We start from the raw sequence: 24029 nt of genomic DNA on the forward strand, positions 1-24029 counted from the left end.
GGTTCATATCAATAAAATTGCATTGAATGGCCTGTCCCGGCAATCCCGGCGCGGGCACGGGTTGTAGAAAAATCATCTTTTCCGACGAACCTCAGACAAGCGGCACGGCAGACACTCAACCGATCCGCACATCAAACCAGAAGGGGACGCCAGCCATGCAACGCCTGATCTTCGAAGCCGAACACGACGCCTTCCGCGAATCCGCCCGCCGCTTCTACCAGCGCGAGGTCGGGCCGCACGGCGAGCGCTGGCGCGAGCAGGGCTGTGTCGACCGCGAGGTGTTCCGCAAGGCCGGCGAGCAGGGCTACCTGCTGATGTGGGCCGACGAGAAATATGGCGGCGCCGGCGTCGACGACTTCCGCTATGAGCAAATCCTGATCGAGGAAAACGCGCGCCATGGCGACTCCGGTTTTTTCGGCACGCTCCATTCGCGCCTGGTGGCGCCGTATATCGGCCGCATCGGCAACGAAGAGCAGCGCCTGCGCCTGCTTCCGGCCGCGGCGCGCGGCGAGGCCATCTTCGCCATCGCCATGACCGAGCCGCAGACCGGTTCCGACCTGGCCGGCATCCGCACTCGCGCCGAGGATCGCGGCGACCACTGGGTGCTGAACGGCGCCAAGACCTATATTTCGAACGGCCAGCTGGCCGACTACGTGGTGGTGGTGGCGCGCACCGACCCCGAGCGCAGCCACGGCCTGACGCTGTTTATCGTCGAGCGCGGCATGCCGGGCTTCGAGCGCGGCCGCAAGCTGCGCAAGATGGGCCTGCATTCGCAGGACACCTCGGAGCTGTTCTTCGACAACGTCAAGGTGCCCAAGGCCAACGTGCTGGGCGAGCCCGGCCAGGCCTTCCGCTACCTGACCCGCCACCTGGCCGAGGAACGGCTGATTGGCGCCTGTGGCTACATGGCGTCGGCGCAGGTGGCGTTCGACCTGACACTGGATTACGTCAAGGAGCGCAAGGCCTTCGGCCGGCCGATCGGCACCTTCCAGAATTCGCGCTTCAAGCTGGCCGAGCTGCGTGCCCAGATCGACGCGATCCAGACCTTTGTCGACCAGTGCGTGCTGCAGCATAACGCCGGCACGCTGACGGTGGAGACGGCGGCGTCGGCCAAGCTGCTGACCTCCGAGCTGCAAGGGCGCGTGGTGGACGAGGGCGTGCAGCTGCACGGCGGCGCCGGCTATATGGAGGAGTACCGCATCTGCCGGATGTACGCGGATGCGCGGATCTCGCGTATCTACGCCGGCAGCAGCGAGATCATGAAAGAGATCATCGGGCGCAGCCTGGGGCTGGACGACCGCGTCAAGGCGTAGGCCCCGCCACAATAGCCAAAGCTGAATAACGGCCCGGAAGCCGCTGACCCATGCGTCGGCGATTCCCGGGCCGTTTGCTTTTTTGATCGAAGTCGCACGGGAATGGAGTTTTCACGCAGTTAAAGGCTTTTGTCAGCTATATGAAAGCCGTTTGTAAAGCGATTCGGTTTGAATGCCGTCGGGAGATCGTGTCCGGGTGGCGTTTCGAACATCGGGACAACGGGCGAGGGTGCGGCAAGACGGCCCAGCCGGGCGGCCGCGGAGACAGCCGCCTCGACGGATGAAAACTCGTCCGTCGGTGCACCGCTTGGCGGGCACGGTCGTTTACCGCAGACCGTTGACCGCAAACCGCTTTCGAACCGAGCCTGACTGACCGTGCCTGTCGTCTTTACCCGTGCCGCCGCGGGAACCCTGTTCCTGCTGGGCATTCTCGCCACACCCGCGGCCAGCATTGCCGCCGAACCCCAGCCTTCAGCCGATACCGCCGATTCGGCCGGTCCCTGCACGCCACCGCCCGCGGGCGCCACGCTGACGCTGGCCCAGGTGCGCCTCGACGCGCTGCGCTGCAACCGCACCATCATTGCCGCGCGGCGCGGCGTGGAAGCCAGCCAGGCCGATGTGCAGATCGCGTCGCAGCGGCCCAACCCGGTGCTGAGCCTGGGTGTCGAGAACATCAACCCGCACGCCGGCGTCGGCTCCGGCAACCTGCGCAGCAAGACAGTGGACTCCAAGCTGCGCGTCGACCAGCTCATCGAAACCGCCAACAAGGGCAACCTGCGCGTCGATGCCGCGCAAAAGGCCAGCGCCGCGGCGGGCGAGGCGGTGCAGGCCGTGGTGGCGCAGCAGACCGCGGCGGTCGAGCAGGCCTTCTTCGAGGCGCTGGTCAGCCAGGAACGCGTGGCGGTGCTCCGGGAAACGCTGGGTTTGTACGAGCGCACGCGCCAGGCCAGCGAGACGCGCCTGAAGGCCGGCGACGTGGCGCGCGCCGACGTGAACAAGCTGCAGCTCGACGTGTTGCGCGCGCAGAACGACATGCGCCAGGCCATGACCGACCACTACAGCGACAAGGCAGCGCTGGCGCAGGCGATGGGGGTTCCCGGCACGCTGTCGGATAACCGGCTGGTCGCCGACTGGCCGGCGTTCGATGCGCCGGCGCCGCAACCCGATCCCTACCTGCTCGAGCGCCGCCCCGACGTGACTGCCGCCGAGGCGCGCCTGGCCGCGGCGGCCGCCTCGCGCGACCTGGCCCGCGCGGGACGCGTGCCCGACGTGACCATTGGCGCGCAGGCCGAGCACTATCCGGTCTCCCCCACCAACTCCTATGGCACCGGCAACAGCTTCGGCGTGTTCCTGTCGATCCCGCTGTTCGTGCGCCACCGCAACGGCGGCGAGGCGCGCCGCGCCGAGGTTGACTACTACGCCGCGCTGGATGACCGCAACCGCGTGATGCTGGAGGCCGGCAACGAAATCGACCGGCTGCGCAGCCAGCTCGAAACCGCGCGCCAGTCGCTGCGCCAGATGCGCGACGAGGTGCTGCCCGCCGCGGAAAGCGTCGCCGGCAGCGCCGAGTTCGCCTACAGCAAGGGCGCCACCGGCGTGCTCGACCTGCTCGACGCGCGCCGCGCGCTGCGCCAGACCCGGCTCGATGCCGTCGAAGCGCAGGGTGCATACGCCAAGGCGTTGTCGGCCTACCGCGCCGCTTTACAGACCTCCGAGACCTCTGCCACCACGGGCGCACCCGTGGCCTCACAGGCACGTCCCTGAACCCGCAGTTCCCGCGCATTCTTCATGTCTCACTTGTCACGCATGTTCCGCCGCACGTCCTGCACCCGTCGTTCAGTTTTCCCCGCCGATTCCGCACGGCTGTCTTCCGTCTGCGCCGTGGCGCTGTGCGCGCTGGTGCTCGCCGCGTGCGGCAAGTCCGAGCCGCCCAAGCCCGATGACGATCCCAAGGTCAGCGGCAACACCATCCAGTTCCCGGCCAGCGTGAAATCGCTGCCCGGCATTGCCGGCGAACCCGCCAAGTCCGGCGGCGAGCGCATGCTGAACCTGCCGGGCCGGCTGGTGTGGAACGAAGACAAGACCGTGCGCGTGTCCACGCCCTTCGCCGGCCGCGTGACCGAGGTCCTGGTGCAGCCGGGCGCCACCGTCAAGGCCGGCCAGCCGCTGGCCAGCCTGACCTCGCCGGACTTCGGCGTGGCCCAGTCCGATGCGCGCAAGGCCGCCGCCGACAGCGCGGTCGCGGCCAAGGCGCTGGCGCGCCAGCGCGAGCTGTACGGCGCCGGCGTCATCGCGCAGAAGGAGCTGGAACAGTCGCAGGCCGACGCGGCGCGCGCTGCCGCCGACCTGCAGCGCACCCAGGCGGCACTGCGCCAGTACGGCGCTGCGGCAGGCAGCGACGGCGTGAACCAGCGCTTCGCGCTGCGCAGCCCGATCGATGGCCTGGTGGTCGAGCGCAACATCAACCAGGGCATGGAGCTGCGCCCCGACCAGCCGCCAGCCGCGCCGCTGTTCCTGATCACCGACCCGACCACGCTGTGGGCGCAGGTCGATGCGGCGGAGTCCGACCTCAGCCTGTTCCGCGACGGCGTCATGGTGCAGGTAGTCACCGCCGCCTACCCCGGCGAAACCTTCACCGGCACCGTGGTCAAGATCGCCGACTATGTCGACCCGACCGCACGCAGCATCAAGGTCCGGCTGAGTGTGCCCAATCCCGGGCGCCGCCTGAAGGCCGAGATGTTCGTCACGGCGCGCATGCCCGCGGCATCGTTCGAAGGCATCGCGGTGCCTTCCAAGGCCGTGTTCCTGGCCGACAACCGCAACTATGTCTTCGTGCGCACCGCCGCCAACACCTTCGAGCGCCGCCAGGTGCGCGTGGGCGTGACCATGCCGGGCACCACCGAACTGCTGGAAGGCGTGAAGGAAGGCGAGACCGTGGTGACCGAGGGCAACCTCTACCTGCAGGACATCCTGCGCGATGCCACCGCTGTCAATGCGGCGCGCGCGGCCGACAAGAAGTGAGGACGGCCGCCACATGATCTCGCGCATCGTCAGCTTTGCCCTGCACCAGAAGCTCTTTGTCTGGCTGGGGCTGCTAATCTTCGTCGGCGGCGGCCTGGCCGCGTTCAAGAACCTGCCCATCGAGGCCTTCCCCGACGTTTCCGACATCCAGGTCAACGTCATCACGCTGTACCCCGGCCGCGCCGCGGAAGAAGTCGAGCGGCAGGTCACCATCCCGATCGAGACCGCGCTGGCCGGCACGCCCAACGCGGTGCGGGTGTTCTCGCACACCCAGTTCGGCCTGTCGTTCATGATGGTGACCTTCAATGACCGCGCCACCGACGTGACCGCGCGCCAGCAGATCCTGGAGCGGCTGCGCAGCGTCGACCTGCCCGACGGCGTGCATCCCGACCTGGCGCCGCTGTCGACCGCGATCGGCGAGATCTTCCGCTTCCGCCTCACCGGCAAGGGCTATACGCCGCAGGAGCTGCGCACGCTGCAGGACTGGGTGGTCGAGAAGAACCTGCGCCAGGTGCCGGGCGTGGCCGACCTCGTGACGATCGGCGGCACCATCAAGCAGTACGAAGTCAACCCCAACCTCGCACGCATGCGCGACGCCAGGATCTCGCTGTCGCAGCTGTTCACCGCGCTGCAGCGCGCCAACGCCAACGCCGGCGGCGGCGCCGTGGCGCACGGGCGCCAGCAGTTCCTGCTGCGCTCGCTGGGCAGCTTCCGCACCTCGGCCGACATCGCCAACGTGGTGGTGGCCGAGAACAACGGCACGCCGATCCTGGTCAAGGACATCGCCGAGGTCAAGGTCGGCAGCGCGCCGCCGCAGGGCCTGATGGGCCAGGACGACGAAGAAGACATCGTCTCGGGCATCGTGGTGATGCGCAAGGGCGAGAACCCGTCGGCGGTGCTGGAGGCACTGAAGGCGAAGATCGACCTGCTTGACGACCAGATCCTGCCCAAGGGCGTGAAGATCGTGCCGTACTACGACCGCTCCACGCTGATCGACAAGACCCTGCACACGGTGTTCGGCAACCTGGTCGAGGGCGCGCTGCTGGTAATGGCGGTGCTGTACCTGTTCCTGGCCAACGTGCGCGCCGCCGCGATCGTGGCGCTGGTGATCCCGCTGGCGCTGCTGTCGACCTTCATCGGGCTGACCTGGGTCGGCATCCCGGCCAACCTGCTGTCACTGGGGGCGATGGACTTCGGTATCATCGTCGATGGCGCGGTGATCGTGGTCGAGAACATCTTCAAGCGGCTGGGCGAACTCAAGGAGCAGCAGATCCGCGACAGCAAGGCGCGGCTGCACGCGATCCTGCAGGCCACCACCGAGGTGGGCCGCCCGACCGTGTTCTCGATGGTCATCATCATCGCCGCGCACATCCCGATCTTCACGCTGCAGCGGCACGAGGGCAAGATCTTCGCCCCGATGGCCTATACCGTGACGGGCGCACTGATCGGTTCGCTGATCATCTCGCTGACGCTGGTGCCGCTGCTGTGCCACCTGCTGCTGACGAAGAACATCGCGCACGACGACAACTTCATCGTTCGCCATTGCAAGCGGCTGTACGAGCCCATGCTGGGCTGGGCGCTGGACCACAAGAAGCTGGTGATTGGCGCTGCGCTGGGCCTGCTGCTGGTGACGGTGGGCGTGGGCAAGTTCCTCGGCAGCGAGTTCCTGCCGGAACTGGACGAAGGCTCGATGTGGGTCAGCTTCGACCTGCCGGCCTCGGTCTCGATCGACGAGGCGCGCGACCAGGCGCGGCTGCTGCGCAGCGTCATCCGCAAGACGCCGGAGGTCAACAGCACCATCTCCAAGGTGGGCCGCCCCGATGACGGCACCGATCCCAAGCTGATCAACACCGTCGAGATCCTGGTCGACCTCAAGCCCGAGAAGCAGTGGCGCGATGGCTTCAACAAGCGCGCCATCATCGGCGAGATCGACAGGAACCTGCGCCAGCTGCCCGGCATCGAGCCCAATTTCTCGCAGCCGGTGCGCGACAACATCCTGGAAAGCATCTCGCAGATCAAGGGCCAGATCGTCATCAAGGTGCAGAGCGACAGCCTCGAGCAGAACAAGAAGGTGGCCGACCAGATCCTGGCCAACGTGCAGTCGGTCAAGGGCGTGATGCGCGCCTTCATCGACCGCGACGGCGAGCTGCCGCAGTACGTGCTGGAGTTCGACCGCGCCCAGGCGGCGCGCTACGGCATCAACGTGGCCGACGTGCAGGACCTGATGGAAACCGCGCTGGCCGGCAAGGCCGCCACCGAGCTGTGGGAAGGCGAGCGCCACTTCAGCGTGGCGGTGCGCCTGAAGCCGTCCGAGCGCGAGTTGCCCAACCTGCCCCATATCTTCATGCAGACCGCCGATGGCGCGCAGGTGCCGCTGTCGCAGCTGGTGACCTTCCGCGCGGCGTCGGGCGCGATGAACATCAGCCGCGAGAACGGCCAGCGCACCACCTCGATCGGCATCTTCATCCGCGACCGCGACATGGGCAGCGTGGTCAAGGACATGCAGGCGCTGGTGAAGAAGAACGTCAAGGCCGACGACGTCAAGATCAGCTGGTCGGGCGAGTTCGAGAACCAGGAGCGCGCCATGGCGCGGCTGGCGATCGTGGTGCCGCTGTCGGTGCTGATGATCTTCCTGCTGCTGTTCAACGCGTTCAAGTCATTCAAGAGCGCGACGCTGATCATCTCGAACATCCCGTTCGCGCTGATCGGCGGCGTGTTCGCGCTGTTCCTGACTGGCATCCCGCTGTCGGTATCGGCGGCGATCGGCTTTATCGCGCTGTTCGGCCAGGCGGTGCTGAACGGCGTGGTGATGGTGACCTACTTCAACCAGCTGCGCGATGAGGGCATGCCGGTGCGCCAGGCCGTGCTGACCGGTTCGATGGACCGGCTGCGCACGGTGCTGATGACCGCGCTGCTGGCAATGCTGGGCCTGTTCCCGATGGCGATCTCGCGCGCGATCGGTTCGGAGACCCAGCGCCCGCTGGCCATCGTCATCATCGGTGGCCTGATCACCGCCACGGTGCTGACGCTGATCGTGCTGCCGACGCTGTATGAATGGATGGTCGGCCGCAACTGGCCGGACGAAGAAGGCGAAGCGCCTGACGAGAACAAGCTGACGCCGTCGATCTCGGGCTGAAGTTTTCAGGTTGGTGTGCCCCCTGTTCCGCGAGCGGTACAGGGCAGCCTTCTTCACGCTCGATCTCCCGCAAGTGCCGCTCCCGGACCCTGATGTCGGAATAGTCTGACGCGCCTTTCGGAGCCCAACGCCTGCTTGCCATCACCCCTGCAGCCTACGCTGTACATACGGCGTGGCCAGCAGCGCATCGCCGCCGGCCCCTTATGCGTACGACTATGCGTACGACTACGCATTCAACTGGAAAGGAGCTCGACATGATGAAGAAATGGCTGACAGCAGCAGTATGTTCGATGATGGTCGCGGCCCCCGCGGGCTATGCCCTGGCGCAAGCGACGGCACCTGGCACGCCGCCATCCACCACGGCCGCCACCGGCACCCGCGCCGACTACGACGCCGCGGCCAAGCAGGCTGACGCGGACTACAAGGCTGCCACCGCCAAGTGCGACGGCATGAAGGACAACGCCAAGGACGTTTGCAAGGCAGAGGCCAAGCGCGACCGCGACGTGACCAAGGCCCAGGCCGAAGCCCGGCGCGACGGCACGCAGAAGTCCATGGCCAAGGCCGAGAAAGTGAAGGCCGATCGTGACTATGACGTGGCCAAGGAAATGTGCGACGACAAGAAGGGCAATGACAAGGACGTTTGCAAGAAGGACGCCAAGACTGCCCACGAAAAAGCCCTGACCGCCGCCAAGGTCGACAAGGCCGCGGCGACCGGCTCGCGCACCGATGTGGCGGAAGCCCGCGCTGATGCCAAGAAGGACACCATGGACGCCGCTTACAAGGCCGACAAGGAACGTTGCGATGCGATGTCCGGCGATACCAAGGACAAGTGCCAGGCTGACGTAAAGGCTAAGTACGGCAAGTAAGCCGCAAGCAAGCACATGCCGGCGTCTTCGCCGGCATGGCCCAGCCGGGCCGCCCGCCAGCCGTTGGCGGACTCATCGACGCAAAGACGGGCGGGCACCGCGCGCGGCGCCGTCCGCCCCGCATGAAGGAGCACACCATGAACTGGGACCAGATTGAAGGCAAGTGGGAGCAGGCCAAGGGCAAGATCAAGGAAAAGTGGGGCAAGCTCACCGACGATGACATCGCGCAGATCAATGGCAAGCGCGACCAGCTCGCCGGCCGTATCCAGGAGCGCTATGGCTACTCCAAGGAGCGCGCCGAGGAAGAGATGAAGGCGTGGGAGAACGACACGCGCTGGTAAGCCGGTTTGTCACGGCAGCAAAAGGCGGGACGCCCCAGGGCGTCCCGCCTTGGTTTTTGCAGGGGTAGAGCTTGGATACCCCCATGATGTGGGGAGTGGTCCACGTGGCATTAAGCAGACGTTAGCTCTGTATGCAAAGAAATGAAGCACGCATCACGCACAGGCGTCATAACATGTCGCCTCGCGGCAGCGTGCGAGGGACAGGCGCAAACCTCCCGCCGCACACCTGCTGACTTGTCCGGCTTGTCCGGCTGTCTTTCCTGTCCGGCCTGTACCCGCATTGCGCATGTACGCTGCCCTGCCTGCCTTCGTCTCGTCCACCTTCCTCGGTTACGGCCTCTACGTGCTGGTGACCAAGGGCGTCACGCGCGTGTCGGCATCGTTCTTCCTGCTGTGCGTGACCACCTTTGCCTGGCAGGGAACGTGGGTCTTCCTGTACCAGGCCACGCACCCCGACGTGGCGCTGTTGCTGGCCCGCCTGGGTTACCTGTTCATCCTGTTCCTGCCGACGACGTTCTACCATTTCATCGCCGAAGTGACCGAGCGCCGCCAGGAGCGGCCGCTGCTGCTGGCGTCCTATGGGGTCAGCCTGGTGCTGGCGGTGCTGCTGCTGACCACCGGGCAGGTGGTGTCGGGCTACTACACCTATTTCTTCGGCGACTATCCCAAGGCCGGGCCGTTGCATCCGCTGCACCTGGCGCAGACCATGCTGGTGGCGATCCGCAGCGCGTGGATCCTGGCCGAGGCCCGCCGCAACGCCGCCGCCGAACGCCGCAAGCGCTACAACCTGTGCCTGGTGGCGGTGGCGCTGTATTCGCTGGCGGCGGTCGACTACCTGGTCAACTACGGCGTGGCCTTCTACCCGCCTGGCGTGGTGTTCGTGGCGGCGAGCCTGGGCATGCTGGCCGTCAGCGTGGTGCGCTACGACCTGATGCATCCGTATTCGCTGGCGGCCACGGTCGCGCATGAAGTGCGCACGCCGCTGGCGACCATCCGCATGCAAGCGCAGGAGCTGGCGCGCACCTGGCCACAGGTGCTGCAGGGCTACCAGCTGGCGGTCGAGCAGGGCCTGTGCGAAGACCGCATGCGCCCGGGGCAGCTCGAGCGCGTGTCGAGCCTGGTCGGCGCGATCACGCGCGAGGTCGACGGCACCAGCACGGTGATCGACATGGCGCTGGCCTCGGTCACGCTCGAGCGGCTGGACCGCAGCACCTTCGCGCCGCACGGCATTGCCGACTGTGTCCATGCGGCGCTGGACCGCTACCCGTTCCAGGGCGACGAACGCGGCTGCGTGCATGTGCGCGGCATCGATGCCGGCTGGCGCTTTGTCGGCTCCGACACGCTGCTGGTCTACGTGCTGTTCAACCTGCTCAAGAATGCGCTGCACGCGATCCGCGCCACCGGCGGTGGGCGCATCGACATCACGGGCGCGACCGAAGGGCAGCACCATGTGATCCGCTTCCGCGATACCGGCCCGGGCATCGCGGCCGACGTGCTGCCGCGCATCTTCGAGCCGTTTTTCTCGACCAAGGCGCATGGCCTCGGCGCCGGCCTCGGGCTGGCCTTCTGCCGCCGCGTGATCGAGGCCTTCGGCGGCCGCATCGAGTGCGAATCGATCCCTGCTGTGCATACCACCTTCACGCTGCGGCTGCCGCGCTTCATCCCGATGGCCGACAGCCGGCTGCGCACCCGCACCGCCGGCTGAACCACACCGGCGGTACGGGTCTTGCAGCAACGCCTTACCGCGGTTCAGCGGATATCAGGCGGACACTGGCGCAGGCCGCGCCGCCACGGCTTCAGCTGGCAAACTCAGGCAACGCCAGCTCGTATTCCTTCACCCGTTCGATGATCCCCGCCGGGAAGCGCGATATGCGCTTCTTCCGGTCGGCAAACACGATCTGCTGGTAACCCAGCGATACCGGCTTGCCACCCACGCAGAAGCGGAACAGCAGGTAGGCGGAGCACCGGCGCACCTGGAAGGTGTTCAGGTAGCAGTCCACGCGCTGGAACGGGAAGGTCTCCTCGACATACTCCTGATGCGCGCGCTTGGTCACGAAGACGCCGCCCGCGGCAAGCAGGTTGTCGTGGATGCATTCATGGAACCACCTTTCGCGGCAGATGCCCTGCCATTCGAAATAGCGCGCGAAGTACGTATTCATGAAGGCATTGGAATCCTTGAGGTAGATGTCGATTGCATGGTGGAAGGTCTTGTGTCCGCCCGCATCGAGCGAGCCTGGCTCCGGCATCGCCGTTGCGTGGTTCAGGACTTGGGGGATCACGTCTCGCATCAACATGTGTTGACTCCTTGAAAGGGCTGCAGGCGGCAGCCGCGCCTGCCCCGGGGAGGTTGGGGCATGGTGGCATTCTGGCCGGATGCGCAGCGCTGAGGTGCATGGTGTGACATGCGGCGGAGCTGCCCTGTGACATGCGGCGTACGCTGATATCGTCGGCGGTGACAACCCGCCAGCCCGCACACCGAGGCATGGACAATCAACAAGCGATGAACGGCGCCGAAAGCCTGGTCAAGACCCTGCTGGCCAACGGCGTGGACACCTGTTTTGCCAACCCCGGCACCAGCGAGATGCATTTCGTCGCGGCGCTCGACCGCATCCCGGGCATGCGCTGCGTCCTGGGCCTGTTCGAAGGCGTGGTCACCCGGCGCCGCCGATGGCTATGCACGCATGGCCGACAAGCCCGCCGCGACGCTGCAGCATTGCGGCCCAGGCCTCGCCAACGGCCTGGCCAACCTGCACAACGCGCGCCGGGCGCAAACGCCGGTGGTCAACATCATCGGCGACCAGGCCACCTACCACCGGCCGCTCGCATGTGCTGGCAGGGCCCGAAGAGGTCTGCGCTCGACATGCTGGACATCGGCAACCCGGACCTGGACTGGGTCAAGCTGGCCAACGGCATGGGTGTGGAAGGCGCGCGGGCGAAGGATATGGAGACGTTCGCAGACCTGTTCCGGGCGGCAAACGGGCGCAAGGGGCCGTTCCTGATCGAGCTGGTGATCTGACGGCGCCACGTGCAAGACGCTGGCCGCGGCGTTCAGCGCCGGTCAGGCGCGTCGCGCCGCGGCGCCTCCGCGTCATACCCCAGCAGGCTCGCCAGCAGCGGCCAGCGCCGCGCCGCCGCCCGCGCGGCGCGCAGTTCCTGGTGGTCGAAGTAGCGGCGCGGGTCGAAGCCGTCGACCTCGCTGCCCAGGACGTCGATATCGCTGCGCGCCAGCGGCAGCCCGCGTGCATTGGCCGGCTTCATGGCTTGCCCTCGATCCAGACCCCGTCCGGCGTGCGCACGACATAGCCGTTGCCTTCGCGCATGGTCACGGTGGCTTCGTTCTCGCCGACCATCTGCGTCTGCGGGAGGTCGCTGGCGTAGCTGGCCAGAGCCGGCGCCTGCGCGGCGAACGGGTTCCCGGCAATCAGATTGGACAGCAGCTGCGACAGGCCCAGGTAGCTGGTCGGTGCATCGATGGTGACGGTACGGTCGTTGGGCCTGGGCAGCCCCACCAGCTTGACGCCCACCGGCACGTTGATGATGCGCGGGGTCGGGATCTCGCGCATGCCGGCGATCTGGTTGGCGTCGCCGCGCAAGGCCGCGCCATGCTCGGGCACGAACACGATCACCGCGCGCCGGCCCGACTGCGCCACCATCTCGATGACCTTGTCGATGTCGCCCAGCAGCCGCGACAGCCGCAGCGGATAGGACTCCAGGCTGGACAGCCGGTTGTCGGTCATGCGGTTGCCGTCGTGCAGCGTCACGGAGTTGTAGTACAGCGCTTGCGGCCCGCCGCCGGCCTGCTGGCGATCGCGGAACCAGCGCTGCAGCACGTCGAAATCGCCGATGACGGGCGAGTTGTCGAACGAGCGCATCGCCACCGGCAGGCCGGTGTTGGGAGGCGGCGCGACGCCGTCGACGCCGATCTCCTTCTGCACCTCCTTCAGGAAGTTGTCGAAGTGGCCATCGTGGTTGAGCAGCATGCGGGTGGAGAAGCCCGCATGCGCCAGCGCCTGGAACAGGTGGCACTGGCCAGGCGCCGGGTCGTACAGCGCCTCGTGCTCGGGCTGGCCACAGGCCGCGCGCAATACGCGGATCGCCGCCGGGCCGCTGTAGCTGGCCGCGGAGCTGAAATTGGTGAACAGGAAATCGAAGCGCTGCAGCAGCGGGTTGTCGCGCGCGCGCGCGGTGTCGAGGTCGTCCCATGACAGCGAGCAGATATGCAGCACGATCACGTCGTACTGCGGGTTGGACGCGTCGGACTTGTCGGGCGTGGCCGCCAGCCGCGGGAAGCTGACCTGGCGCAGCGCTTCCTGGTTGCGGAACGCGGCCAGCCGGGCATCCGGGCCGCTTGCGGCGACCTCGGCGCCGCCACCGGCCAGCGCCGCGCCTGTGGTCAGTGCCGCGGTCGCGGTGCCGGCGCGGGCGCCTGCGATGCCGCCCGGGTCGCCGGCACCGTCCAGCGCCTGCCACAGCGGCACCGCCACCAGCGCGCCCAGCACCAGCGTGGTGACCCGCACCCAGCGGTTCACGAGCCAGAAGATCACCAGCGCCGCCAGCGCAACCAGCAGCATCTCGCGCGTGACGACGCGCTGCGCCAGTTCCAGCATGTACGCGGGCGTAAACGCCTGCAGGTTGGTGAACTGCGAAACCACGCGCGAGAACGGCGGCAGGTCCGATTCACGGTACATCAGCGCGGCGCCCGCCACCACCGCCAGCACATGCCGCAGCGCGGACAGCGCCGGATGGCGGATGCGCACCAGCAGCACCAGCGCGAACAGCAGGTTCAGCAGCCATTGCGGGTGCAGCCGGCCGATAAAGAACAGGTACAGCTTGGCGATGAAGTAGAGGTTCCAGATACCCATTGTCCGAAGCGTGGCGTTGCCGCGTTTCCGTTGTGTTTGAGGTCAGAGCCGGCGCGGGCGCACGCGCCCGGCCAGCGCCGTGGCGGCGCCGCGGAACGCATCGACCAGCCGCAGAAGCCCCTGGTAACCCATCTCGATGACTTCCTTGAGGCCGCGCAGCGGCACGTCCACCGGCTGTTCGTCGATCCAGTGGATCCAGGCGTCGGCGCGGCCAAAGGTGCACTGGATCAGTTGCTGCTCGGTGCGCGCGTCCATGCCGTCGAAGCGCACACCCATCTGCCGCTCGACATTGCGCGTCACCACCGCCGGGAAATGGTAGCTACGGGTGCCGCGCGACAGGCACACGCCCACGTGCGTCCCGGGCTCGACCTTCGCTTCCACCGGCAGCGCCAGGCCCAGTCCGCCGAGCGAATAGTTCTCGGTCTTGCAGGCGAGCGTGCGGCCGTCGGGGAGCAGCAGCGTCGCCGGCACGCGCATCGGGATGCGGTGCGACACGCGCACCTGGCGCGCCTCGCGCGCCACGCCGATGGCCGCGCCCAGCATCACCAGGTTGGCCAGCGCCCAGCCCAGGTTCATGATGATCGCCGAGGGCTCGAAGGCAGGATCGAGCAGGATGCGCCCGAAGCCCAGCAGCAGCGCGATCGTATTCAGCGCCAGCAGCACCAGGTAAGGCTTGGAAATGGTCCAGTCCAGGTATTCCTCGCGGATCTGTCCGCCCTTGGCCGTGACATTGAACTTGCCCAGCTTCGGGTTGATGAACGCCATCGTGGTCGGCAGCACGATGTACCACGCCAGCACCGATTCATAGACCTCTGCCCAGAACGAATGCCGGTAGCGTCCCTGCAGGCGCGAGTTGGTGACGTTGGCGACGAACAGGTAGGGCAGCACGTAGGCCATGATCAGCACCGCCGAGGTGTGGATCACATGCAGCCCGAAATACAGGTACGCGATCGGCATGGTCAGGAAGATCAGCCGCGGTATGCCATAGAAGAAATGCAGCATCGCGTTGGTGTAGCACAGGCGCTGGAACAGGTGCAGGCCCTTGCCGAACATCGGATTGTCGATGCGGAAGATCTGCGCCATGCCGCGCGCCCAGCGGATGCGCTGGCCGATATGGCCGGCCAGGTTCTCGGTGGCGAGTCCGGCGGCCTGCACGATGCGGATGTAGGCGCTGTTGTAGCCGCGGCGATGCAGTTTCAGCGCGGTGTGGGCATCCTCGGTCACGGTCTCCACCGCGATGCCGCCGACTTCTTCCAGCGGCGCGCGCTTGATCACCGCGCACGAACCGCAGAAGAAGGTGGCATTCCAGAAATCGTTGCCGTCCTGGATCAGCCCGTAGAACAGGCTGCCTTCATTGGGCACGCGACGGAAGGTGTCGAAGTTGCGCTCGAACGGGTCCGGCGAGAAGAAATGGTGCGGCGTCTGCACCATTGCGCATTTGGGGTCCGCGATGAACTCGCCCATCGTCATCTGCAGGAAGGAGCGCACCGGCATGTGGTCGCAATCGAAGATCGCGACGTACTCGCCCTGCGTGTGGCGCAGTGCCGAATTGATATTGCCGGCCTTGGCGTGGGCGTGCTCGGTGCGCGCCAGGTAGCCAACGCCGGCGTCGCGCGCGAAGTCGCGCACTTCGTCGCGGGCGCCGTCGTCGAGGATGTAGATGCGCAGCTTTTCCTGCGGCCAGTCCAGTCCCAGCGCGGCGTAGACGGTCGGCTGCAGCACCCGCAACGGTTCGTTGTAGGTAGGGATCAGGACGTCGACAGTGGGCCAGGTGGCGGGATCGGGCGGCAGCTGCGCCGGCTGTCGGTTGAGCGGCCAGATGGTCTGCACGTAGCCGAGGAACAGCACGATCCAGGTATAGAGCTCGGCCGCGAACAGCAGGTAGCCAAACACGGCTTCCGGCACGTTCTCGAACTGCAGCGTGGTGGTGATGCGCCACCAGATATAGCGGCCGGCCATCAATACCGCCAGCGCGGCCATGGTCAGCGTGGCGGCGCGTCCGGGGATGCGGCGCAGCACCAGCAGGCCGACGATGATCAGCATGGCCAGCAGGAACTGGTCGCGCAGTGGCAGCGGCGTGGTGCACATCAGGATGCCCGCGGCGGCGGCCAGCGACAGCAGTGCCGGCATCAGCCACGGCACGCCGGACAAGGTGGGCGACAGCGACTCGAGACGCTGTCCCACGCGTTTCCAGTCGATGCCCGGCAGCCGCGCCAGGATCCGCCGGCGCAGCCGCTTGGCGCGGAAGTAGACCGGTTCGAGCCAGCTGCGGAACCAGCGCCGCAGCGCGCTGGGCTCGGGCTGCGGCTGCGGCTTGCGGCGCTGGTGCACGTCGGCGGCGAGCGGTGCCAGCGCGCCTGGCGGCCGCAGCAGCGCGCGGCGCAGCCAGATGCCCGCGCCGTGCTGGTGGCTCGGGATGTCCAGGCGCTGGCGCAGGCGCCGCCGCGCCCAGCTGGCGGTGAGAAGCGCCACGTCAGGGCGCCCGCGCGGCGGGGTGCGGAAGAACACCCGCAGCAGCCACAGGCTGACCGGAGCCTCGGCGGCCACGCCCAGCTCGCGCGCGAGCGCGTGGCGCAGCGCCTGGAGCCAGTCGGCCGCGCGCCGGCGCAACGGCAGGGGCAGCAGCGCGCGCATCATGTCTGGCCGGCCTCGGTGGCCATGGAGCGGGCGCCCATGTCGCGCACGCTGTCGGGGCCGGCCTTTCCGCGCGCGGCGAGCAGGCTCCAGCCCGATACCCACGAGGCCAGCCCCTGCAGGTCATGCGCCGCCTGCGAGTAGGGCGTGCTGCGGCAAAAGCTCTCGCCGCGGGCAAAGGCTTCGGGCACGGCGGCGTCCTCGTGCACTTCATACGGCAGCAGGTCGCCGTCCAGCGTGGCGCGCAGCAGCACCGAGATATCGGTATGGAGCTGGCGCGCCGGCTGCAGCCGCGTGACCGCCCAGGCCACTGCGGCGCCGGTCTCGCGCAGCGCCGCGCGCAGCGGCGGCAGCGTGGCGCAGGTCTGCGGCTGGGGCGGCACCAGCACCAGCACGAGATCCGCCGCCGCGATGGCCTGGCGCGCATACGGCGACGGCCACGGCGCGCTGTCGACCAGCGCCAGCGCATTGGCGGGCAGGTCTACCTGGGCCAGCAGGCCGCGCAGCCAGTGCGGATCGCGCTCCATCCGCTCGGCCATGCGCCCTTGCTCGGCGGCGCTGCCGGGATCGCCCCACGGCACGAACAGCACGCCGTCGTCGCTGCGCTGCCCCGCTTCATTCCAGTTGGCGGTGTTGCACAAGCCCGCCCCGGCCGGCGCGCGCAGGCCAAAGTGGAAGCCAAGCACCCCGCGCGGGTCGCATTCGACCGCCAGTGCCGGATGGCCGTGCCAGGCCAGCAGCGTGGCGAGCTCGGCGGTGACGGTGGTGCGGCCCGCGCCGCCAACGGTCGAGACGATGGCTACGGTCTTCATTCGCGCTCTCCGCTTGCTTCGCGCCAGCGCCGGCCGCGGATCACCACCGGCTGCAGCTGGGGCGGCAGCCGCACCGCGCGGCGCGCGCGCGGCAGGCGCCAGCGCGGCAGCAGGCGCAGCAGCCGGAAGTGCCAGACGACCCAGGCCACCGGCACTGCCAGGATCAGTCCCCAGATGAAATAGCCGAGAAACAAGTCCATGGTGGTTTCCTGTCGGGTTGCCTAGCGTTGCCGCTTCAGCGGGATGGCAAAAGCCTGCGGCTGCGCGCGCCGGCCGCGGCGCGCGCGCGAGGTCGCTGGCAGCGGGATCGGCGCGTCCTGCGGCGGCAGTTCTGCCGGCGCCGCCACCGGCGACGGCCCGGGCTGGCTGGCGAGCCAGCCGCTGTAGTCCTGCACCGGGCGCTGCGCGATATCGGCTTCGAGCCGCTTGAGCGAGCCCAGGATCGATTCGGGATCGCCGCAGCGCAGCTCGCCGCCGAACAGCTCGGACATCGGCCGCACGAACACATGGCGGCACGCGGTCTCGACGTTCTCCATGCGGCAGGCGAAGAAGAAGGCGTAGACCGCGTTGCTGCCGGCGGTACAGAGGTCGCCGGCATCCTGCATCTGGCACGCGCGCAGCGCGTCGACATGTGCCACCTCGGGCAGCAGCGGCAGCTCCAGCAGTATGTGCGGCAGCCGGATCACGCTGCTGCGCTCGAGCGTGGTGCGCACCAGCGAGATAAAGTCGGCGGGCGGCACGTAGCCCGTGGCGGCGGTGGCCACCACCGCGGACAGCGCGCTCTTGTAGTCGGGCAGGATCGGGCGCGAAAACACCTGGCCCTGGATCGCCTCGATCATGGTCTGCACGCGCGCGAACGGCGTGTTGCGGTGGATCACCAGGCTGGCACCCAGCGTCATCATCAGCAGCTCGTAACGCTGGCGCAGGATCTCATGGTCCTCGCGCACCACGATCTTGAGCGCCTTGCCGCCGTCGTGGCGCAGCTGGTGCACCTGGCCGGCCAGGGTCTCGAGCTCGGCAATCTGGCCGTAGTGCAGCACCACGGTGGCAGCGACCGCACCGGCGGCGGCGGCCACCGCGGCGGCGTTGTCGTCGACCACCTGCCAGTGCGCGGGGATCCAGCGTTCGCGCAGCACGGCTGCGCGGCTGACGATGATGCGGTCCTCGTCGGGGGCCAGCAGCGTGGGCGCCTCGCCGGGCGCGATGGCGTCGTCGGCGCCGCTGCCGGCCACCAGGCCATGGTCGGCCGGCGAGAAGCGCAGCGGCACCACCTCAGGCGGCAGGATCGCGTCCTTGTGGCGCCAGAAGCCGACTTCCCAGACAAAGTGCCCATACTGCTGCGCCAGCCGCGCCACGCCGGCGAAATGGCGGTGGAACCCGGCCAGCGACGGCAGCTGCAGCGCCGCCGCGCCGCCGGGCGGCTCGAGCACCAGCAGCACGCCGCAGCTGTTGCTCGTGCACCATTGCGCCAGCAGCTCGCCATCATCGGCCAGCGCGACCGGGTCGTTCCAGCGGAAATACCCCTGCGCGCCTTCCACCAGGAACTGGCTGCCCTGTGCGCCGCACTGGTCCACCACGGCCTGCAGCGCTTCGGTCAGCACGCCGATGCCGGAACGGTCGGGCACGCCGCGCAGCGTGCAGACATTGGCGCGCGGATGCAGCGTGCGCGAGCGTTCGATGTCGAGCCCGTGCGCGCGCAGCATGTCGGCGATTTCGGCCGGCTCGCGCGGCGACAGCACCGTGGTGCGCGCGCGCAGCAGCCGTGCCGCGCTCTGCCAGAACAGCGCGTCGCAGGCGGGCGTGGCGTCGGCATAGACCACGTGCACGGCGGCGGGCTCGAGTGCCGCCAGCGCCGGCGGCAGCGCATCGATGGCCAGCGCCGGACGCGCCTGCAGCCAGGCGCGCGGCTTCTTGCGCGAGCGCGGCGGCGGGGCGGTGGAGCGGCTGGCGTCGTTCATGGCGTGGCTATGTGGCTCAGTAGGTGGAGTATGGCCGCACCGTGGTGGGCGGGTAGGGCACGGGCCCCTGCTGCCTGTCGAAGACATAGCGCACGTAGGCCTGCGCGCGGTTTGGCGCGTAGTCGCGCGAGCGGTCGATCTCGAACACCGCGCCGGCGACCCAGTGCGGCGCGAAGCGGTACTCGATCGCCGCGCCGATGGTGTAGCTGAAGCCGCCGCCGGAGCCGCCGCCATAGGTGGCATTGCCGGAGAGTTCCTGCAGCCGGGAATCCGTCGGGTAGTACGGCATTGACTTCTCATACGTGCTCGACAGCCCCACCGAGCCGCGCACGCGCCAGGACAGCTTGTCGCGCCGCCCGGTCCAGTCCAGCGGGATGCCGAACGACAGGTAGCGCTGCGGGCTGTAGTAGCCGCCGTGGCCGAAGCTGTAGTAGCGCTCGTTCTCGCTGTAGCGCCAGTAGTTCAGCACCAGGCCGCTGATGAGGCGCTGGTCGCGCCGCACGAAGACGGGCACGTCGAAGCCGGTGCGCACGGTGAACTCGCGGTTGGTCAGGACATTGTGACCAGTGTAGATGCCGTAACCGAGATCGGCGAACAGGCCGAAGCGCCCCACGTCGCGCGCATAGCGCACATGCACGCCGTTGCGCACCACGCCGCCCCAGGTGGCAGCGGGCGTGACTACGCCGGTGGCCGGGTCGACATGGGCGGGATCGGTGGCGCCCGCGTACGACACCAGGCTGCTGGTGACGGCGCGCCGCGATACGTCGATGGTGGTCGATGCCGGCCCCATTTCTCCGCGCCAGCGCAGCCCGCCGACGATGTTCTGCCGCAAGAAGCCCAGCGGCGTGGTGCCGATGTCGGCACGCCAGCTGTTGTAGGCGCCGTTGAACTCGTAGCCGGCGGCCAGCGCGACGCCGCGGTCGTTCTGGCCGATGGGGCCGAGGCCGGTATTGCCGAGCGCGCGGATGCGCCCGAAGTCGCGCGAGGCGGACAGGTTGTCGGCGGGCAGCGTGCCGGCTTCGAGCAGCACCGTGTCGGCATGGAAGAAGGTGTGGCCGGTGTAGCCGTGCGGGATGCGCACGTACAGCGGGATCTCGGTCGCCAGCAGGCGCGAGATGCCAGGATCGCCGGTCTTGTGCGAGAACAGCACCGCCGAGGCCACCTGGCCTTCGCGCCGGGCTTCGAGCGAGGCGAGCGCGCGGCCGGCCGCGGTGCCCTCGGCAGGGTCGTCCAAACGCGGGCTGACGCCCTCGCGTTGTTCCATCACGCGCGCCTCGCGGTACAGCGCCGCGGCCTCGTCGAAATCGCCGCGCGACTGCGCGATGCGCCCGGCCTGCACCGCGATGTCGGCGCGCTCGGGATAGCGCTGGCGCAACGGGGCGACCACCGCCAGCGCTTCGTCCTCACGCCGCATCGCGGTGAAGCGGCGCGCGATCGACAGGCGCGTGTCGATGTCGTCCTCGGCGGTGTCGGCGAGCACCGCGCGCACGATCTCCAGCGCCTGCTTCTCGTCGCCCTGGCGCTCCAGCATGTTGGCCACCATCAGCCGCGCGCCGGCGTCCCTGGGGTTGGCCGCGAGCACCTGGCGCGCAGCGTCGGCGGCGCCGGCATAGTCGCCCCGGGCCTCGCGCAGGTCGGCCAGCGCCAGCAGCCAGCGGCGCTCGCGCTGCTGCGCTTCGGGCACTGCCATCAGCGTGCGCTGGGCCCCGGAGAAATCGCCCTCGGCAATCAGGCGGTCGCTCGCGCGCACCGCCAGCCGCAGCGACTGGTCGTCGAGGTCGGCGCGCTGCGCGGCGTTCAGGCCGGGACGCGCGCGCACGTCTGCGATCCACGCGCGCAGCGCATCGTCGCGCTCGGCCGCGGCCAGCAGTTCGCCGTAGCGGATGCGCACGTCGATGGCGGGGTCGTCCGGGTGCGCGTCGAGCCAGTCCGTGACCAGCTTCAGGCCGGTGTCGGGCTGGCCCAGCGCGATCCATTCGCGCCCGACCGAGGCCAGCATCTGCGGATCGTCGGGCACCTCGGCCGCGGCGGCGCGCAACCTGGCCATCGCTTCGTCTTCGCGGCCCTGCGCGGAGAGCTGGCGCGCTTCGCGCAGCAGGCGCTGCGCGGCCAGGTTGCCGGAGAGGCGGCGCATGCCGTCGGAGCGCGCGGCGTCCGGTACGCCAGCCAGCAGCGCACTGGCGGCGTCGATGTCGTCGACCGAATTCAGGTACAGCGCCGCGGCATAGCGCATCTCGGCGCCCTGGGCGCTCTGGGCGCTCCCGGCAGCAGCCACCCCTTCGTCCATCACGCGCCGCCCCAGCACCGGCAGGCCCAGGTCGCGGTAGGCGCGCGCCAGCGTGAAGCGTGTCCAGGGATCCTGCGGCGCCAGCCGGATCGATTCTTCCAGCCGCGCCAGCGCCGGGCTTTGCTTGCGCTGCGCCAGCAGCTGTTCGCCCTGCAGCGCGAGCAGTTCGGCGCGCAGGCTGCGCAGTTCTTCGGACGAACCCTTGAGGCAGCTCGCGGTGCTGGCGATCAGCGGTCCGCTCTCGTCGCCGCGGCCGCTTTCGTTGAGCAGCTTCACCAGCGTGCGCAGGCTGCCGATGTCGGGCTCGGGGCCGGCCAGGTTGGCGCGCAGCAGGCGTTCGGCCTCGGCCGGCTGGTCCTGCGCGATCAGCGCGTCGGCAAGGATGGCGCGCGCATTGGCGTTGTCCGGCTGCTGCTGCAACGCCTGGCGCGCCAGCGCTTCGGCCTGCGCCGGCTTGCCCTGGGCGTTGGCCTCGCGCGCGCGCGCCAGCGTGCCCCAGAACGTGGCGGTGCCCTGCAGGCTGCGCCATTTGCCGCGGTTGCCGGTATCGAGCTCGGCGGCGCGCGTGAACAGCTCGCGCGCTTCGTCGTGACGTCCCTGGCGCAGGCGCACCAGCCCCAGGTTGCCAAGCGTTTCGCCTTCGTCGCGGCGCTTGCGGTTGGCGCTCTCCAGCGCGGTCTCGGCCTCGCGCACATTGCCCCGCGCCAGCTGCTTCTCGCCTTCGCGCCGCGCCTGGTAGGCCGGGCTGGCCTGCTCGCGCTGGCGCACAGTGGTGCGCTTGCCGAGCTCGGCAAGCGTCTGCCGCGCGGCGTCGTCGTCCGGCACTTCCTGCAGGTAGGCCTCGTACCACTTGTAGTACGCGGGATCGTCGCTGACGTTGTAGAGCGTGCGCCGCCACATCTCCAGCGCGCCCTTGCGGTCGCCGTCGGGCCGCCGGGCAATGCGCTGCAGGATGCCGAGCCCTTCCTGGCGCGTCGCCTCGCGGTCGGTCAGCAGGCTGGCCAAGGCCATCTGCAGGCGCAGGTCGTCCGGGCTCTGGCGCACGCGCGTGCGCAGCTCGGCGATGGTGGCCGTGCGCCCGGCGGGCGTGCCGGCCAGGATGCGGTAGTAGTCGATCGCCAGCTCGCCACGCGGGGCGCCACGCGGGGCGCCGCGCGGGAACAGCTGGCGCAGCCGGGCAATGGCCTCGTCGGACTTGCCGGCGCGCGCCAGCAGCCGGATGCGCGCCATCTCGGCCTTGTCGCGCGTGGCGATGCGCCAGGCGTCTTCGAGTTCGAGCGTGGCGGGGTGGCCGGGATTGGCCTGGCGCAGCCGGCGCAGGATCTTCTCGGCTTCGAGCGGGCGGTTGGAGCGCAGCTCGATCAGGCCCATCAGCATCAGCGCGTCGGGCTGGTTTGGATCGATCAGCAGCGCCTTGTCGAGGATGCCGCGCGCCACGTCGGTGCGGTTCTTGGCATCCCACATGCGCGCGGCGGACAGCAGCTGCGCCAGCTCGGGCGAGGGAGTGGCGGCCTGCTGGGCCAGTGCCAGCGGCGCTACCGCGGCGGCGCCGAACAGTGCCGGCATCAGCATCGGGTTCAGCGCGCGGGGCATCCGGTCTTCCAAGCAGGCAGCAGCGCGCCGTCCCTGGCGAAGCGGTACTGGCCCTCGAGATAGCCGAGCCCGAACAGCGTCAGCACCTGGGTGTAATAGCCGGCCTGGCCGCCGGGCTCGCGCAGCGCCAGCTCGCGCGTGCGGCGTGCCTGCGCGGCGGCCTGGTCGGCGCGGCCGAGCGCGGCCAGGTATGGCGCCACCGCGGCGCTGAAGCCGCCGTTGCCCGCGTTGGGGCCAGGCTGGCCGGTCTGGGTATCGATGCGCTCGGGCGGATAGCCCCGGGCGGCGACATAGTCGGCCAGCGGCGCGAAGGTGCTCAGCAGCGCGGCGCGCTGGGGCTCGTCGGCGGCCAGCGTGCCGGCCCAGAGGTAGACGCGGATCGCGTTGTAGGCGGATTCGGCGCGGGTTGCCGTGTCGGGCAGGAAGCCGCGGCCCGCTTCGTATTCGACCCAGTCGGGCGAGAAGCCGCGTGGCGCGGTGTCCAGCATCAGCCGCGCGGACGTGCCGATCATCTGCTGCCACGCCGGCTCTTCCGGCAGCGCCGCGGCCAGCCGGCGCATCACCTGCAGCGGCACGTAGCTGGGGTTCAGGCGCCAGCGCTTGTCGCCCAGCCTGAAGCCCTGCGGTCCCGGCAGCACGGTGCGGCCCAGGCCGGGCAGCACCGCGGTTTCCTCGCGCAGGATGCGTCGCGCCAGCAGGGTGCCGAGCGCGGTGAAGCGTCGCTCCTGCCACAGCCGTCCCGCTTCCAGCAGCGCGTAGGCGATCCACAGGTCCGCGTCGGATGCCGGGTTGCTGTCGATCACGCCCCAGCCGCTGTCCGGGTTGCCCCGGTTGTCAGCGTGGCCGGCGCTGGCTGCCTGCTCCGGCGTGAGCCTGCCCCAGATCCACGCGGGCAGGTGCGAGACCAGGTCGCCCTGCGCCAGGTTGTTCTCGGTCCAAGCCAGCAGCTTGTCGAAGCTGGCGCGGTCGTTGGCCACCAGCGCGAAGAACAGGCCGTAGGCCTGTCCTTCGGACACGGTGGCCTGCTTGTCCGAGCTGCGGTCGATCACGCGCCCGTCGGCGCTCATCAGGTGCTGGCGGAAGGCTTCCCAGTCGGCCCACTTGCAGGCCGGCGCGGGCGTGGGCGCAGCAGCGGCGGCCAGCGAGGCACAAGCCAGCGCACCGGCTGCCAGCCATCGGCCCAGGCCTGTCAGCATGCGCCGCATG

At 69.0% G+C, this 24029-nt stretch carries 16 protein-coding genes and 1 pseudogene; 8 read left to right on the forward strand and 9 right to left on the reverse strand.

Annotated elements, in window-relative coordinates; genetic code table 11:
• Nucleotides 1-155 precede the first annotated feature (155 nt).
• The 7 genes from K309_RS0114500 to K309_RS0114530 all read left to right on the forward strand — a co-directional run bounded on the left by K309_RS0114500 (nt 156) and on the right by K309_RS0114530 (nt 10382).
• Nucleotides 156-1313 (forward strand): acyl-CoA dehydrogenase family protein, encoded by a 1158-nt coding sequence (locus tag K309_RS0114500; RefSeq protein ID WP_029047102.1) that lies wholly within the window; start codon nt 156-158, stop codon nt 1311-1313.
• Between the two features lie 375 nt (nt 1314-1688).
• A complete protein-coding gene (locus tag K309_RS0114505) occupies nt 1689-3077 on the forward strand; it encodes a TolC family protein (protein ID WP_029047103.1) in 1389 nt (462 codons plus the stop codon).
• A gap of 24 nt (nt 3078-3101) precedes the next feature.
• Entirely contained in the window at nt 3102-4334 is a 1233-nt protein-coding gene (locus tag K309_RS0114510) for an efflux RND transporter periplasmic adaptor subunit (protein ID WP_232232386.1), read from the forward strand.
• 13 nt (nt 4335-4347) lie between these two features.
• Nucleotides 4348-7470: an efflux RND transporter permease subunit gene (locus K309_RS0114515; protein ID WP_029047105.1), complete on the forward strand. Its 3123-nt coding sequence runs from the start codon at nt 4348-4350 to the stop codon at nt 7468-7470.
• Nucleotides 7471-7724: 254 nt separating this feature from the next.
• Nucleotides 7725-8336, forward strand: a complete 612-nt coding sequence (locus tag K309_RS0114520; RefSeq protein ID WP_029047106.1) for a hypothetical protein — start codon at nt 7725-7727, stop codon at nt 8334-8336.
• 137 nt (nt 8337-8473) lie between these two features.
• Complete coding sequence (locus tag K309_RS0114525) at nt 8474-8677, forward strand: CsbD family protein (protein WP_029047107.1); 204 nt, start codon at nt 8474-8476, stop codon at nt 8675-8677.
• A 286-nt stretch (nt 8678-8963) separates the two neighbouring features.
• Nucleotides 8964-10382, forward strand: coding sequence for a sensor histidine kinase (locus K309_RS0114530; protein ID WP_029047108.1), 1419 nt, complete (start codon nt 8964-8966; stop codon nt 10380-10382).
• A gap of 91 nt (nt 10383-10473) precedes the next feature.
• Here the strand turns inward: K309_RS0114530 and K309_RS0114535 are convergent, their stop codons facing one another.
• On the reverse strand, nt 10474-10971 hold the full coding sequence (locus K309_RS0114535) for an acyl-CoA thioesterase (protein ID WP_029047109.1): 498 nt from the start codon (nt 10969-10971) through the stop codon (nt 10474-10476).
• A 206-nt stretch (nt 10972-11177) separates the two neighbouring features.
• Here K309_RS0114535 and K309_RS39940 point away from each other — a divergent pair.
• A pseudogene (locus K309_RS39940) lies at nt 11178-11496 on the forward strand (thiamine pyrophosphate-binding protein); the annotation flags it as partial.
• 229 nt (nt 11497-11725) lie between these two features.
• Here K309_RS39940 and bcsR read toward each other — a convergent pair.
• From bcsR to bcsZ, 8 genes are read right to left on the reverse strand one after another with little or no spacing between them, the layout of a single operon-like run.
• Complete coding sequence (bcsR, locus tag K309_RS0114545) at nt 11726-11935, reverse strand: BcsR/BcsP family cellulose biosynthesis protein (RefSeq protein ID WP_029047111.1); 210 nt, start codon at nt 11933-11935, stop codon at nt 11726-11728.
• The gene (gene bcsG, locus K309_RS0114550) at nt 11932-13539 is read right to left on the reverse strand and encodes a cellulose biosynthesis protein BcsG (RefSeq protein ID WP_029047112.1); all 1608 of its coding nucleotides are present in this window, start codon (nt 13537-13539) and stop codon (nt 11932-11934) included. The genes bcsR and bcsG overlap by 4 nt, the downstream gene beginning before the upstream one ends.
• A gap of 42 nt (nt 13540-13581) precedes the next feature.
• The gene (gene bcsA, locus K309_RS0114555; protein WP_084402430.1) at nt 13582-16173 is read right to left on the reverse strand and encodes a UDP-forming cellulose synthase catalytic subunit; all 2592 of its coding nucleotides are present in this window, start codon (nt 16171-16173) and stop codon (nt 13582-13584) included.
• Nucleotides 16173-16985 (reverse strand): cellulose biosynthesis protein BcsQ, encoded by an 813-nt coding sequence (bcsQ, locus tag K309_RS36560; RefSeq protein ID WP_051320460.1) that lies wholly within the window; start codon nt 16983-16985, stop codon nt 16173-16175. The genes bcsA and bcsQ overlap by 1 nt, the downstream gene beginning before the upstream one ends.
• On the reverse strand, nt 16982-17185 hold the full coding sequence (locus K309_RS0114565; protein ID WP_029047114.1) for a hypothetical protein: 204 nt from the start codon (nt 17183-17185) through the stop codon (nt 16982-16984). The genes bcsQ and K309_RS0114565 overlap by 4 nt, the downstream gene beginning before the upstream one ends.
• A 21-nt stretch (nt 17186-17206) precedes the next feature.
• Complete coding sequence (bcsE, locus tag K309_RS0114570) at nt 17207-18943, reverse strand: cellulose biosynthesis protein BcsE (RefSeq protein ID WP_029047115.1); 1737 nt, start codon at nt 18941-18943, stop codon at nt 17207-17209.
• Between the two features lie 16 nt (nt 18944-18959).
• Nucleotides 18960-22823 carry a cellulose synthase subunit BcsC-related outer membrane protein gene (locus K309_RS0114575; RefSeq protein WP_029047116.1) on the reverse strand — a complete coding sequence of 1288 codons (3864 nt, stop codon included), beginning with the start codon at nt 22821-22823 and terminating at the stop codon, nt 18960-18962.
• Complete coding sequence (gene bcsZ, locus K309_RS0114580; RefSeq protein ID WP_029047117.1) at nt 22808-24028, reverse strand: cellulose synthase complex periplasmic endoglucanase BcsZ; 1221 nt, start codon at nt 24026-24028, stop codon at nt 22808-22810. The genes K309_RS0114575 and bcsZ overlap by 16 nt, the downstream gene beginning before the upstream one ends.
• Between the last annotated feature and the right edge of the window lies 1 nt (nt 24029).

The sequence above is a fragment of the Cupriavidus phytohabitans genome, from assembly GCF_000426345.1.
Classification (GTDB): domain Bacteria; phylum Pseudomonadota; class Gammaproteobacteria; order Burkholderiales; family Burkholderiaceae; genus Cupriavidus.

What these genes read in the sequence shown, in the direction of transcription:
- bcsR (WP_029047111.1), bottom strand. Translation starts at nt 11,935, where the DNA reads ATGAAGCCGGCCAATGCACGCGGGCTGCCGCTGGCGCGCAGCGATATC.
- K309_RS0114565 (WP_029047114.1), bottom strand. Translation starts at nt 17,185, where the DNA reads ATGGACTTGTTTCTCGGCTATTTCATCTGGGGACTGATCCTGGCAGTG.
- K309_RS0114515 (WP_029047105.1), top strand. Translation starts at nt 4,348, where the DNA reads ATGATCTCGCGCATCGTCAGCTTTGCCCTGCACCAGAAGCTCTTTGTC.
- bcsE (WP_029047115.1), bottom strand. Translation starts at nt 18,943, where the DNA reads ATGAACGACGCCAGCCGCTCCACCGCCCCGCCGCCGCGCTCGCGCAAG.
- K309_RS0114510 (WP_232232386.1), top strand. Translation starts at nt 3,102, where the DNA reads ATGTCTCACTTGTCACGCATGTTCCGCCGCACGTCCTGCACCCGTCGT.
- K309_RS0114525 (WP_029047107.1), top strand. Translation starts at nt 8,474, where the DNA reads ATGAACTGGGACCAGATTGAAGGCAAGTGGGAGCAGGCCAAGGGCAAG.
- K309_RS0114530 (WP_029047108.1), top strand. Translation starts at nt 8,964, where the DNA reads ATGTACGCTGCCCTGCCTGCCTTCGTCTCGTCCACCTTCCTCGGTTAC.
- K309_RS0114500 (WP_029047102.1), top strand. Translation starts at nt 156, where the DNA reads ATGCAACGCCTGATCTTCGAAGCCGAACACGACGCCTTCCGCGAATCC.
- bcsA (WP_084402430.1), bottom strand. Translation starts at nt 16,173, where the DNA reads ATGCGCGCGCTGCTGCCCCTGCCGTTGCGCCGGCGCGCGGCCGACTGG.
- bcsQ (WP_051320460.1), bottom strand. Translation starts at nt 16,985, where the DNA reads ATGAAGACCGTAGCCATCGTCTCGACCGTTGGCGGCGCGGGCCGCACC.
- bcsG (WP_029047112.1), bottom strand. Translation starts at nt 13,539, where the DNA reads ATGGGTATCTGGAACCTCTACTTCATCGCCAAGCTGTACCTGTTCTTT.
- K309_RS0114535 (WP_029047109.1), bottom strand. Translation starts at nt 10,971, where the DNA reads ATGTTGATGCGAGACGTGATCCCCCAAGTCCTGAACCACGCAACGGCG.
- K309_RS0114520 (WP_029047106.1), top strand. Translation starts at nt 7,725, where the DNA reads ATGATGAAGAAATGGCTGACAGCAGCAGTATGTTCGATGATGGTCGCG.
- K309_RS0114575 (WP_029047116.1), bottom strand. Translation starts at nt 22,823, where the DNA reads ATGCCCCGCGCGCTGAACCCGATGCTGATGCCGGCACTGTTCGGCGCC.
- bcsZ (WP_029047117.1), bottom strand. Translation starts at nt 24,028, where the DNA reads ATGCGGCGCATGCTGACAGGCCTGGGCCGATGGCTGGCAGCCGGTGCG.